Origin of the sequence: Glaciimonas sp. PCH181 (assembly GCF_003056055.1) — a bacterium.
Classification (GTDB): domain Bacteria; phylum Pseudomonadota; class Gammaproteobacteria; order Burkholderiales; family Burkholderiaceae_D; genus Glaciimonas.
The window spans coordinates 1089487-1102453 of the sequence record NZ_PYFP01000002.1 but is presented as its reverse complement, the minus strand read 5'-3'; the positions used below and the strand labels follow the sequence as shown (position 1 = coordinate 1102453).

Below are 12967 nucleotides of genomic sequence, written 5' to 3'. Positions count from 1 at the left end.
AGGACGATAGCGGTCCTATTAAACGGGCGTTGTTTGGGAGCGACATGACCACGACGTGACCATATTCTCGTCATATATTCATGTTCTATTTGGCTAGCCGCACCCGTCGATTCAAGCCTTATTTTTAAAAAATAACGTATCCCCCAGCCACACCACAATCATCGATGCACCCATCAGCGGAAACAACATCCCCATCAGTGCCATATAGCCTTTCCAGCGTTTGATCGATGCTGGCGGTTGCAGTACGCGTTTTGGTGCGCCAAGGGCTTTTTGTGGGCGGCGTTTCCACCACATTACGAAACCGGTAATTGCCATCCCCAGCAATGTTAATGAAATCCCCGCGCAGATAAGTTGATTGGCCAGTCCAAAATATTCGCCCATGTGCAACGCCACGCCCAGCGTCACGGCTTTAGAGACGACGCCATAGTCGGCAAAGCGCATATCTTTCAGGATTTTGCCGCTGTATTGATCGATGTGCAGCGTCCGTTGTCGATCAAGATCGGAGCGTAAAAACTCTGCCGCGCCGGGCGCATATGATGCGGTGAAGACGCTGGCGGTTTTACCGGGTAAGGCAAGCTGATAGGTCAGCATTCCTTTGCTGGCAGCAATCGCGGCAACTTGGTCAATCGTCAGACGTTGCGGTGGCAGCGCGCTATCGTGGGAGGATAGATGCGACAAATGCGCAAGATTTGACTGCGGCACGGTTGTCGCGCCTACTGCCCATGGAATCTCGGCTAATGGCAAATCCTGCATTTTCATCGGCATGTCCATAGACATGGCCGCGTCCGCTTTAGGGGAAGTTGCGGCATCGTGAACGTGTTCGGTTTTCGCCGTTTCAACGGATTTATTGGTGTTGGTATCGACGTTCGCCCACGTCACAAGCGCCTGAAAATTTGACCCCCAGAAGCTAGACCACGGTAAGCCGCTGAGGATAAAAAATACTGCACCAATCGCGACCCAAAATCCGATCACCATATGCAATTCTCGCCATAGCGCCCGGCCGCGCAGACCGGCGCGCGGCAGCAAACTTCCCCACACCGATGCCGCCTTATTCGGCCACCATAGCGCAACTCCGGTGCCGACCATAATCAGTGTCCAGCAAGCTGCCAGTTCCATCAGCCAGCCGCCCCATTTGCCTAGCATCAGATCGCGATGAATCTGGCGCACCTGTTGCATCAGCCGATGTTGCACACTCAGCGTGCCAAGGATTTCGCCGCTGTATGGATTGACATACACACTGGTACTGTCGCCAGACGCTAAACGGAACACCGCTTCGGTACTGCGGCGTGGGTTGCTGCTGACGCTGACCGAGGTCGCCGTCGCCTCTTTCGGCACCGCGCTGGCGGCGATGGCTAATTGCCGGTCATAACCCAGACGCGCCTGCTGACTAGAGGCCACAAATAATTTGTCGCCATACAGCGCGGTATCAATTTGCGGCTTGAATACGTAGATCGATCCGGTAATCGCCAGCACCATTAAAAATGGCATGACGAATAGTCCGGCATAAAAATGCCAGCGCCACAGAATGCGGTAATTGCGCGAAGCGTCGTTGTTAGATGGTGCGGTAAGAGTTGTCTGCATGATTTTCTGGTCGAACCTCAAAATAAGTCATCGATGGCGGATAAAACCCGGCTTACCGGCATGCCTTCAAAAAGAAGAAAATGCGGGTTTGTCGTTTCTAAAGCGTCTAAATAAGGTGTCTAAATAAGCTGCCTTTAACAAAGACGTCACATCGTGATTTTTGCTTCCAGATAAAAGGTCCGACCGGGATAGGGGTAATACACGTAATAGCGGCGGTCTGTCAGATTGTCGATACCGACGCCAAGCTCAGTGTTTTTGGTCGGTTTGAACGTCAGTTTTGTGTCGAAAACTAAAAACGAACTTGTGCCGCCAAACGTATTTGGATTGGTGTCGATATTCGTCAGGGTATTAAACTGGCGACCGGAATAGCGCCCGCCCAGCATCACGCTAGCCTGATCGTTGACGCGATAAGTGCCGACCAGATTTGCCCGCCAGAGTGGGATGCGATAGAAGTTCTTGCCTATCGTCGCCGGATTTTTGCTGTTTTCCAAAATGATTGAGCGTGTATAGCCCACGCTGGCGCTCACATCTAGCCCGGGCACCAACACATTTTCACCCGCATAACTCAGTTCGATGCCGCGTGAACGGACCCGATCAATGTTTTGAATATTGGTCACGTTAGGAAACACCGCGGTATTGGTTTGGCTAAACAAAGTGTTCTTCACGTCGTCTTCAAATAAAGACATCCGCAGCGTGCCGTTGAGTTGCGCCCATTCCGCGCTCAACTCTTTCGCCAGATCGGTTTCCGGCTTTAGATTAGGGTCGTTATTTACCAATGTCGAGCCAGTCAGACTGCCTTGAAATAGTTCGCTGACGGTTGGAAAGCGCACTGCGCGTCCGGTAGAAAAGCGGAAAGTCAGATCGGGCGTGGCCTGAAACGACAGCGCCGCTTTTGGCGACCATGCCGACAGCGTGCGATTGCTATACGACTGACTGGAACCGACTACTGAGCGGGTACCGTCATAGGCGCGCCAATCTTCGTAACGCAAGCCGTAAGTCAGCTTCCAGCGTTGGGCCAATTGCCATGCATCTTGGGCAAACAGCGCCTGGGTTTCGGTTTTTCCGGCGAAGGCATTGTTGAACGTACTGCCTGCATCACCACTGCCGCCGTTGCGCCAATTGTTCAGGTTATAGGTAGTGTTTTCCAAAAAATAATTGTCGTAGTGATAGCCGAAAGTCGGCCAGTGACTGCCCGCCTCGACCGTGGCCGGTTTGTAGTCGGTGGACAGATCAAGCGTCTTCCAGCCAGAGCCGTCGCCAAACGTCGCCACGCCTTTGAGATTGCTTGCCAGTCCGCTGCTGGCAGAGCGGGAAATACTTTTTGAAATATCAAAATACGAGGCAATCGCGGCAACATTCCAACCGCTGGAATGGGTCGTTTTAAGTGATAATCCATACAGCTGATTTTCGCTTTCGCTGGCGGAGGGTGCAAAGAATGAGGTCGGCAAATTGTATTGATAGCCACCAATATTCACCAAACCGGAATACACCGGATTGCCGTTCGCATCGCGCAAAAACGTGAAAGTGCTGCTGCTGACTTGTTGCCGCCAGGAACCAAAAGTCAAACCGGCTTGTAAAGTTGGGGTGATATCGTAGATCGCTTTAAACTTGAATTGATCCTGCACGGCCCTTTCTGCACCTTCGCCATTCACCCCAAAAATGGTCGCGGGCGCACCATTTGGATCGGTATATGGATACGCGCCAGTGACCGGAATCGCTGCTCCTGTGGCTGGCGTAGTTGAACGAGGCTGGCTGGCGTAGACAAACGGCTGTCCGGCATTGCTAAGATGATCTATGCCCAGCAGGAAAGAAAAATTGCCGATTTTATTACCGATAGAGGCAGTGGTTTTATTGCCGTCGTAATGACTGTCTACCCCAAACAGGCTGAACTGCTGACTAAACACCTGCGCCTTGACCATGGCCTCCAATTTGGTCGGCATCTTGGTCGTGATTGCCACCGTTGCCCCCATCGAATTGCCGGAATACAGTGCCGAAAAAGGGCCGTACATTACATCGACTTGCGCAATGTCTTCGGGAAAAACCATCGACCAATGCGGCGGAAAACTATGCGTATTGCCGAGTAAATTACTCAATAACAAGCCGTCTGCGTACACCAGTCCCCGTGCTGTCTGAGACGTGCCGTTGCCGCGCACTGAAATAGTCGCATTTTCATCGCCGATAAAACGTTTGCGTATCGCCATATTCGGCATGTATTTCAACGCGTCTTCGGTGTTGACGATATTTTGCGTTTCTAATTGCCGGGCCGTAATCCGTTCGCTGGTGGCGGGCAGATTGGCATCGAACGCCTGCTTTTCTCTGGCGCTGGTGACGACAACTTCTGTCACGGTTTCTTCTGCGGCATAAGCGCTGGCAGAAAACATTGGCAGTGCAAATACGGATAACGGCAGCAACGCAGCCGATAGATAAGATTTTTGTTTAAATAATAAGGCTGGACGTGACAAAACACCCTTAGTTTGCGAGCGCAAATTAAGCATAAACTTCCCCTGGATTTCAACGCGCAGCTAGGCGCAGACGGTGTCAAACCGTGATGCAACGCGTAGCTGCATAAGCAAATGCATGGCCGCCGCACATGGAAAAAGCGCAGCAACCGGCATCAACGACTGGAATAAAAAATCAGGAAAGCGTCAGCGGTGGATCAAGCGGATTGGTTTGCCCGCGAAAGGGGCGAGGAGGCAGGTATTCATACAGCAACGGGCTGTCATGCAGGACGATAGCGACTGTCGGAATGACCAGTTCAAACGTGCTGATTACTGGCGGACTGTTGGCGAACAGTGTGCAATAGCCGCAAGCGTTCGAGTGGTCCGCCATCGGCATCGAAGGTTTGTGGCCCTCATTTGCGTCGAGGTGGACCAATCCGGAAGACGTACATATCTGGTCAAATACGCCAGCCGATCCGCGCGCCATCAGCGTCTGCGAAATCGCCGGCATGAACATGCTTAGCCAGAGGGCTAACAGGCAAGTCCAGATAACGGCTTTTTGGCGGCGGGTGCGTAACATCAATGATTTACGGGGATGGGGACGACTATCGGACAACCCAGAGAGCAACAAAACTGTCGTATTTTATGGCGAAGGCCTGCGAAGTACAAGTTGAAAAATAGTGTAATGAAATTCGCATTGGCATGCGTAATCGGCGTTTCAATGTGCGCAGATGCCACTATTTTTGGCGCAATTTGAGGCAGCTCCGGCGTCAATTTGCCATTTCTGCACTGGTAATACGATTACGACCGGCCCGTTTTGCCTTGTAGAGCGCTTCGTCGGCGCGACCATATAAATCGATGAAATCGCCGCCTGGTGGGCTCCAGCTGACGCCGAAACTGGCCGTGACTTGATACGCAGGCAGACAGGCAAACGGATGATCGGCAATACTGCGCCGCATGGTTTCGGCCATTCTGGCCGCTTCGGCCGCGCCAATATCCGGCAACAGAATAGTGAATTCCTCACCGCCGACGCGGCCCACTTCGCCGACGCCATTCCGCGCAACTTTCAGACGTGTGACCAGTTCACAGATCACCGCATCGCCCATCGGATGGCCGAAAGCATCATTGATGTTCTTAAAGAAATCGATATCCAGCACCACCAATGCCAGAGGTGCAACGGATAAATAGCGTGGGGCTAATTCAAACACCGCGCCGCGATTGAGGGCGCCGGTAAGCGTATCGTGACTGGCTTTGTAGTCAAGCTGCGCTGTCAGGTGCTGCAAGCGCGCATTGAGTTCGTTCAATTCACGTTCTTCACGATCGCTGCGGTGAATTAAACGGCGGGTTTCGCGCATCATGCGTTCGTAATGCATCATCAGATTACCTAGCGCGTTGCGGTAGGATTCTGCGGGCAGGGCATCCATCCCGAAAACATTGCGCGATTCTGCCAGCACGGCAGCTTCATCTTCGAAAAGGTCAGGAACGTCCATTAATGTTGGTGTGCTTGGTCGTGAAACTGAAGATTTGAAAAGTCATCTCGTAATTCTTGTCCGAATTCAAATATCGTATCGTCTTCAACGTCGTGATGCCAGTTCAGGATGATGTTAGTGCCCGTTTTAGCTTTTTCATCAAGCGCGCCAAACAGGGCAAACAGCATCTTGGTGCTGGAACTGTTGAAATAGACAAGGGCAACGTTTAGCGTGATGGTCGCCGGAGGTTCGGTCTGGTGTAAATATTGACGTAATGCGCTGATCACGTGGCCGTAAAATGCGGCGGCATTTTCTGGATAGGATTCACCTTTTAAGGACAGCAAGTGTTCGTCGAACCGAAAATCGACCTCCGGCGAGCTGGGTGTTGCAGGGATAAACAAATTTTCCATATTGAACCGTTTTGTGATCAGGGTGAATAATAACTATGCATAACGATGCAAAAAGGTGGCTACATAAGGGCAGCTACACGGGATATTTTCGTCGTCAGAATCCGCGGATTACCAATACCTAAATCGTCGCTTTCAGGTAAAACATGGTGTTGCCCAGCTGCGCTGTGGGACAAAATTCAAATTCCAGCGGTTCGCTGGCGTCCCGCGCCACGGTCAATAATCCTAACCCGGCACCCTTACTGTCTTCTGGCGTATCGGCCCGCAGCATCTCTTTATATGCAGTCTTGATTTCATCCATCGTCATTGTTCTTAACTGCACCAGTTTTTCGTGCAGACGGTCAGCGACTTCGGTCTTGATGGGGTTTGCGCAATGTAAAAAAAACTTATCGCCTTTGGTGCAGATGCAGACCGAGCCGTGGCGTATCTGGCTATCGGTTTGCCCTGCCGGATCGACCGAATCAGAAGAATAATGAATAATATTTTGTGCCATTTCCACGAAGGATGAAAATAGCTTACGACGCGTCTGACCAGCTGCGCCGACGTGTTGAATACGCATTTTGACCGCGTCTGCCATAGCAGAAATAATATTCTGCGAAAAATAGCCGCCGTAATAAAAGATCACGTTGCGTTTAGTCGCGATTTCACAAAATTCTTTGTAGGGGATATCCGTCATGGTTTTTCTCCGGTCTTTCGTGGTGCCACGCCAACCTCAAAATGGGCTGTGCTAGTGTCTGCCTTACACCCATAACGTCTGTAAAGCCCGTTCAGATGCGTCTTGATGCAGAAAATGTCCTGTTTTTTAATGTACCCGGAAAGCAAAGAAGGTCAGATCGTCACGACGCAGATGTGCGCCTTGATAAGCTTTTTGTTCGCCCATGAGTGTCTCGGCGAACGCGCTCATCGGTAAATGTCGATTGGCCAGCATTGCGGTGCGGATACGTCGCTTGCCAAAAGCGATATTTCTGCTTCCGCCAATCTGATCGATGATGCCGTCGGTGGCGGCAAATACAATCGTATTGCGAGATAGGGTAGTCGTACTGTTGGACCAGTGGGCATTGAGCGGCGTAGCAACGTAGCCCAGGCCGATGCGCTCACCATCGACCATAACGACTTCGTCGTGCTCTGGCATGAGTACGAATAGCGATATTTTTGCGCCCGCGCTGGTTAATATCGACGTACTTGTGTCAAACCAGAAAAAAGTCGCGTCCATGCCATCATCGGATTCGGATAGTCGATCGGCTGCCGTGTGCTGACCTAACGATTGCTTGATGCTGCGATTGACCTCGCTTAATAACAAGGCCGGGTCTTGTGGGCCGTGTTGCACCAGCGCCTGAGCAAGCGTAGAAGAGGCAATCAGCGTCAAAAATGCACCCGGTACGCCATGCCCGGTGCAGTCAGCCACCGCAGCAAACCAGCCGCCCTCAAAGTGCGTGAAGTGGTAAAAATCACCGCCCACCACGTCACGCGGCTCCCATACCAGACAGGCGTCTGTCAACGCGCTGCTCATGTTGTCGCGTGAGGTACTCAACATGGCGCGCTGGATCACGCTGGCATATTCAATACTTTGCATGATGTTGCGATTTTTTTCAGACTGTAAATCGACCATCATCCGCATTAAATCAAGACCAGAACCCCAGCCTAAAAATGCGCCGTTGCTGATAATGATAAAGCCGTCCGCCAATGTTTTGTCCCCAGCTTCGACCGCCATCAAGGCCAGTTTTTCGATGACGGTTTCAGCCTCCACAATCAGTGGTTCCTTGTCCATGAACGCGATACAGCTCTTTTTTTCGTAAAGTTCGCGGTGATAGGGTTTGGACATCTGCGACATGAAGATATGCCGACTAATTAATCCCATGGGCCGCTGCTGTTGCAGCACCACCAGACTGACCAGATCGCGGTGCTGGCTAAATATCTCCACTACGCTGGCGTTATTTTCATCTACGGAGATGGTCGGCATGACGATACTGAGATCCCGGGCAGAGGGATGTCGCACTATCGGGCTTTTGGTCGGCGTACTGATGAAGCCATTTTTCATGTTTGCAGGGAAGATAAAGATGTGACGCTACATTTTTTCAGCGCTGACATTGAATGACAACAATATCGCAACGGTGTGACATAGAGATGACCTGGCCTTGGGATGCCGCGCACCGAACCAGAAACGCCCAGTGTGCAACTTGCTGGCGGTTCCTTATCGCTTTCATCAAGCTGTCATAAATGTTGGCCATAATTTTCGTTTGGGAAGAGTTTCCCGTTTGTCAGACGCGTGCGTCGCTGACGCAATTCTCCACCTTAGTTTCTATGTAATGCCTGCTTTTTGCAGCTATCTGTTTGATCCGGGATGGGCGCTTTTGCTGCTGACATTTCTGATAGACGGAGGATGCAAATGTCGTTGACAACACGCCGGCAGGCAACAGCATTGCTGCACTGATTCGTTGTCGCGCGGCGTCGGATTGTCCGCTGCCTGTGATTCAGATTCAGATACCGACCAGAGTATATTTTCAGGAAGTAAGAATCGTATGTTACTGGCGCGTCTTCAAGAAATTCTCGCAAAGCAGCAACTCAGTGCGTTGTTTCAGCCCATCGTTGGCATGCAAAATGGCGAGATTATCGGTTATGAAGGATTGATTCGGGGGCCATCGGATAGTCCGCTGCACGCGCCGATGGATTTGTTCAAGGTAGCCAAGGCCAATAACCTGACGGTAAAAGTAGAGCATATGTGTCGGCGCGTAGTGCTGGAAAGCTTTGCCAGGTTGGCGTTGCCCGGTAAGCTTTTTCTCAATGTTAGTCCGGAGGCGCTATTACAACCGGATGCGACGCACGGCGAAACACTGGATTCGATTCAGCGCCTCGGCATCTCTCCAGAGCGACTGATCATTGAGCTGACCGAAAGTCAGCCGACCTCAGACTACGAATTGCTGCGAAAAGCTGTCACGCATTACCGCAATATGGGTTTTCAGATAGCGATTGACGATCTTGGAGAAGGATTTTCCAGTTTGCGTTTATGGTCGGAACTGCGCCCCGAATACGTCAAAATCGACATGCATTTTATCCAGGGCATTAACCGCGATCCGGTGAAGTTGCAATTCGTGCGATCGATTCAAGAGATCGCACAAACTTCTGGCACCGTGGTGATCGCCGAAGGTATCGAAACCCAGATTGAAATGCTGATCGTTCGAGATTTGGGCATCGCTTGCGGACAGGGATATCACATTGCGCGTCCGCACAGCGCCCCGGCAATTACACTCGCGTCGGAAGTAGTGCAGAGCCTTGCCCGTGATGATCGTCACTATTTCGCTGCAGACGTCATAACCTCTTCAGGCGTGTCGAAAAAAAACATCGCCACCGCATTCAGGCTGGTGCGCGTTGTCCCGATCGCCACACCAGAGATGCCTAATCATGCAGTGCACGCGATGTTCCACGATACTCCCGATTTACACGTCATTCCCGTGGTGGGAAACGGGATTGTGTTGGGATTGATTACACGGGCAAATCTTCTGCAACAGTGTGCTTCTCCCTACTTGAAAGAATTGCACGCGGAAAAGGCTTGCACCTTGTTCATGGATTGCCAGCCGATCATCGTTGATCAGAGCACGACCCTTTACGACCTGAGTCAAACGATTGCAGTGGCTGAGCGCCATCATCTGTTCAACGGTTTTGTGATTGCCGATCAGGGGCAGTATCTAGGCATGGGGAACGCGCAAGATTTGATTCGCGAAATGGCCCGCATCGAGCACGTCGCTGAAGGCTTTCCTGACGCGCTGATGCTGCGGTCTCCCCATGTGGCATCGGGTTCGCTGAATCACCATTAATTAACTAATTAACTAATTAACTAACTAACGTTCACCATCGTTCACCGCCATCACGCCCGGCCAGCGACAAGTCCCGTATGTCTTTAACATCTATTTTCAATCAGTTGTAACGGTGTGTAATAACCGTCAACGTGATGCTTGCTGCAGTCGTTTATAGCGCAAGACCTCAAGAAACACTTGAGGATTTAAGACAACATAAAGGATTGAAAAAATGAACAAATTACTCGCTACTCTGATCGCTGGTCTGTTTGCAACTTCAGTTTTTGCACAAGCACCTGCTGCACCGACAACACCTACTGTAGCTACTTCAGTGTCTGCTAAAGCAGATCTGAAACAAAATAAAGCAGACGTTAAAGCCAATGCAGCGGAATCGAAAACCGATGTCAAGGCCGATGCAAAAGTAGCAGATGCGAAAGCCGACGCTAAAGAAACTAAGGCCAAAGCGCATCATAAAGCAGCTAAAGTTAAATCAGCAGCGAAGGCCGACAATACTGCCGCTAAAGTAGATGCAAACGCGACAGTCGGCGTCACTAAGTAAGCAGTTTGTTGTAGGAAAAAAGACAGGCTTAGCCTGTCTTTTTTATTTTTATCAGCATCAAATTAAAGTTGTGCGTCACAAAAAATCGGACAAATTTTCGCTGCAATGTTTTGTGACTGTTGTTACCAAAACCGGATAGCCTTGCAAGCGAATGGGGCGTTTAATAGCTACACATAGTTTACAACATAGCTAAAAAACGTAGCGCAAATTTAGCGCAAATGCCTGACCCAAAATTAGTTAAAACGAAGGAGAATGATCATGAAAAAATATCTCACTATTGCAGCAGGATTGATTGCAGCGGCGACATTAACGATGGCGGCTGCCCCGGCGATGGCCCGGGTTGATGTCGGCGTAAATATCGGCTTACCGGGTATATACGTCGCCCCGGAACCAGTTTATGTGCAACCGCCGCCAGTGTATGTAGCACCGCGTCCGGTCTACGTCGCACCGCGGCCAGTGTATGTTGCGCCACGTCCGGTCTATATTGAGCCGGAAAGAGAAGGCGAATGGCGTGAACGTAATATGCGTGCGCGGGAATGGCGCGAACGTCAATGGCACGAGCGCCATGATGATCGTCGGGACTATCGTGACGACCACCGCGATGACCGTCATGATGACCACCGCGACCACGATGGTCGCTAACACCATGACCGCAACGATTAAACCGGTAGCCGAATGATGACTTTTAGTCCGAACGGCGGATGGCTGCTGGCGTTGCGTAATTCGACTGTTCCTTGCAAGCGCATGACGATTGATTTGACGATGGACAAGCCCAATCCCGATCCATCTTCGTCATTGCCGAGGATTCGGTAAAACGGATCAAAAACCCGTTCGCGTTCCGCCACAGAAATACCGGGGCCGGTATCTTCAACCTCGATGGTGACGACGCTATTCCCTGTACGCACGCGGACGTTGATAGTGCCGCCAATCGGTGTGTAACGAATCGCATTATCGAGTAGGTTGCGGATCAGCGTGATGACATCCACTTCCGGTGCGACCAATATTGCTTCACTGTCTGCTTTTGCGTCGGTATCGGCATCAACGCCGATGTCGATTTTTTTTGCCTCTGCCAGCGGCAGCGTATCTTCCATAATCCGTCGCAACACCTTTTGCACCGATAGCGTCGTGGTGTGGGAATAGCCGGTATTTTGTGAGCGCGCCAGTGTCAGTAATTGCTCCAACAATGTCTTGGCCCTGGTTAATCCTTCCCGCAGCGGCTGTAACCGCGCTTTGGATAAGGGCGATAATTCCGTTGCCGCCAGATTTTCGGCTTGCAGTGATAAGGCGGTCAACGGTGAGCGTAATTCATGCGCCGCATCGGCCAGAAAGCGCCGTTGCGCATCCATCACATCGGCGACGCGCCGCAACAGGCGGTTGATCGAAGCGATTAACGGACGTATTTCATCCGGCACGTGTTGATCGTCTAGCGGACGAATATCATGATCGTCGCGCTGATCGACTTCTTGAGAAAGTCTGGAAATGGGCCGCAACATACGTCGCACCAGCAAACTTACCAATCCGATCAGTAACGGAATCAGCACCACCAGCGGCATCACGGTGCGTAAGCCGCCGTCGCGTGCGACTTCATCGCGGACCTCGGTGCGCTGGCCGACTGCTAAGCGCTGCCCGGAACGGACGGTGCGGACAAACATACGCCACGGAATTTCGTGCACTGTGACTGTCTGGATGCCATCCGGCAAATTGGCAGGTAATGCCAGCGGTCCGGTATTGTTACCCAGTGTTTGCACTATGACCTGTGATTCTGAATCTTTTATCGGTCCCACGCTTCGGGGATCGGGCGTGACCAGTGGCAAATCGCTGCCGTCGATCATCGCCGCAATCTGGCGCAATTGATCGTCTTGCAAATCGTTAGCTTCACTGAAGGCCGATATAAATGAAATCACGCCAGCGACCATCGCGATCACCAGAATGATTAACGACAGCCAGAGCGACAGGCGAAATTGCAGAGAACGGTTTAGTTTTTCTGTGACATATTGTCGTTTTGCTTTGCTACCATCCATCCCAGCCCCCTGACGTTTTTGATCGATGCCGCACCCAGTTTTTTACGGATCGAATGGATCAGAAATTCGACAGCGTTGCTTTCGACTTCTTCGTTCCAGCCATATAAACGATTTTCCAGTTCCTGACGCGATAATATCGCCCCCGGTCGCAGCAACAGCGCGTGCAGCAGCGCGAATTCGCGTGCCGATAGGCGGGTGACGATGTTTTCAAAAGTCACTTCGCGCGTAGTCGGATCAAGGCTCAGTGCGCCGTTGGTCATCAGCGGTGTTGCGTTGCCAGCCTGACGGCGGATCAGTGCCCGCATCCGCGCCAGCAATTCGCCCATTTCAAAAGGCTTGACGACATAATCGTCAGCGCCCAAATCCAGTCCACGGATCCGGTCATCCACCGCATCGCGAGCAGTAACGATCAGCACCGGCAACGTGCTGCCACGCTGGCGTAACTGACGTAAAACTTCAACGCCGTCCAACTGCGGCAGCCCAAGATCCAGCAACATCAAATCGTAGCTTGCAGGGTGGTCGGTGGCGAGCGTCGCATTCAGCGCAGCGTTGCCGTCATGCGCCCAATCGACGGTATAGCTGGCATCGCGCAGTGCCATTTGTATTGCTTCGCCGATCATCCGATCATCTTCCACCAGTAATACCCGCATCATGGCTTCCTTCGTGTCAATGTCTGCCAAGTCTGATAGTCGCCGATTCAC

12 protein-coding genes are annotated in these 12967 nt (G+C 51.6%); 3 read left to right on the top strand and 9 right to left on the bottom strand.

The features are described 5' to 3' along the window. Window positions 1–111 precede the first annotated feature (111 nt). From C7W93_RS18170 to C7W93_RS18140, 7 genes are all read right to left on the bottom strand, one after another. Window positions 112–1581, bottom strand: coding sequence for a PepSY domain-containing protein (locus C7W93_RS18170; protein ID WP_108441665.1), 1470 nt, complete (start codon window positions 1579–1581; stop codon window positions 112–114). Window positions 1582–1727: 146 nt separating this feature from the next. Beyond that, window positions 1728–4076 (bottom strand): TonB-dependent receptor, encoded by a 2349-nt coding sequence (locus tag C7W93_RS18165; protein WP_108441664.1) that lies wholly within the window; start codon window positions 4074–4076, stop codon window positions 1728–1730. Window positions 4077–4215: 139 nt separating this feature from the next. Continuing rightward, complete coding sequence (locus tag C7W93_RS18160) at window positions 4216–4599, bottom strand: DUF2946 domain-containing protein (protein WP_108441663.1); 384 nt, start codon at window positions 4597–4599, stop codon at window positions 4216–4218. A gap of 190 nt (window positions 4600–4789) precedes the next feature. After that, window positions 4790–5509 (bottom strand): GGDEF domain-containing protein, encoded by a 720-nt coding sequence (locus C7W93_RS18155; RefSeq protein WP_108441662.1) that lies wholly within the window; start codon window positions 5507–5509, stop codon window positions 4790–4792. After that, window positions 5509–5898: a DUF1987 domain-containing protein gene (locus C7W93_RS18150; protein ID WP_108441661.1), complete on the bottom strand. Its 390-nt coding sequence runs from the start codon at window positions 5896–5898 to the stop codon at window positions 5509–5511. Before C7W93_RS18150 ends, C7W93_RS18155 begins: the two co-directional genes overlap by 1 nt. A 118-nt stretch (window positions 5899–6016) precedes the next feature. Then, window positions 6017–6571, bottom strand: coding sequence for a SiaB family protein kinase (locus C7W93_RS18145; protein WP_108441660.1), 555 nt, complete (start codon window positions 6569–6571; stop codon window positions 6017–6019). 126 nt (window positions 6572–6697) lie between these two features. Beyond that, the gene (locus C7W93_RS18140; protein ID WP_108441659.1) at window positions 6698–7933 is read right to left on the bottom strand and encodes a SpoIIE family protein phosphatase; all 1236 of its coding nucleotides are present in this window, start codon (window positions 7931–7933) and stop codon (window positions 6698–6700) included. A 481-nt stretch (window positions 7934–8414) separates the two neighbouring features. Here C7W93_RS18140 and C7W93_RS18135 point away from each other — a divergent pair, with 481 nt between their 5' ends. The 3 genes from C7W93_RS18135 to C7W93_RS18125 all read left to right on the top strand — a co-directional run bounded on the left by C7W93_RS18135 (window position 8415) and on the right by C7W93_RS18125 (window position 10887). Continuing rightward, on the top strand, window positions 8415–9707 hold the full coding sequence (locus C7W93_RS18135; protein WP_108441658.1) for an EAL domain-containing protein: 1293 nt from the start codon (window positions 8415–8417) through the stop codon (window positions 9705–9707). 211 nt (window positions 9708–9918) lie between these two features. Further along, window positions 9919–10245, top strand: coding sequence for a hypothetical protein (locus tag C7W93_RS18130; RefSeq protein ID WP_108441657.1), 327 nt, complete (start codon window positions 9919–9921; stop codon window positions 10243–10245). 258 nt (window positions 10246–10503) lie between these two features. Next, the gene (locus C7W93_RS18125) at window positions 10504–10887 is read left to right on the top strand and encodes a hypothetical protein (RefSeq protein WP_108441656.1); all 384 of its coding nucleotides are present in this window, start codon (window positions 10504–10506) and stop codon (window positions 10885–10887) included. A 17-nt stretch (window positions 10888–10904) separates the two neighbouring features. Here C7W93_RS18125 and C7W93_RS18120 read toward each other — a convergent pair whose 3' ends face one another. Beyond that, on the bottom strand, window positions 10905–12266 hold the full coding sequence (locus C7W93_RS18120) for an ATP-binding protein (RefSeq protein WP_108441655.1): 1362 nt from the start codon (window positions 12264–12266) through the stop codon (window positions 10905–10907). After that, the gene (locus C7W93_RS18115) at window positions 12221–12916 is read right to left on the bottom strand and encodes a response regulator transcription factor (RefSeq protein ID WP_108441654.1); all 696 of its coding nucleotides are present in this window, start codon (window positions 12914–12916) and stop codon (window positions 12221–12223) included. The genes C7W93_RS18120 and C7W93_RS18115 overlap by 46 nt, the downstream gene beginning before the upstream one ends. Window positions 12917–12967: the final 51 nt, after the last annotated feature.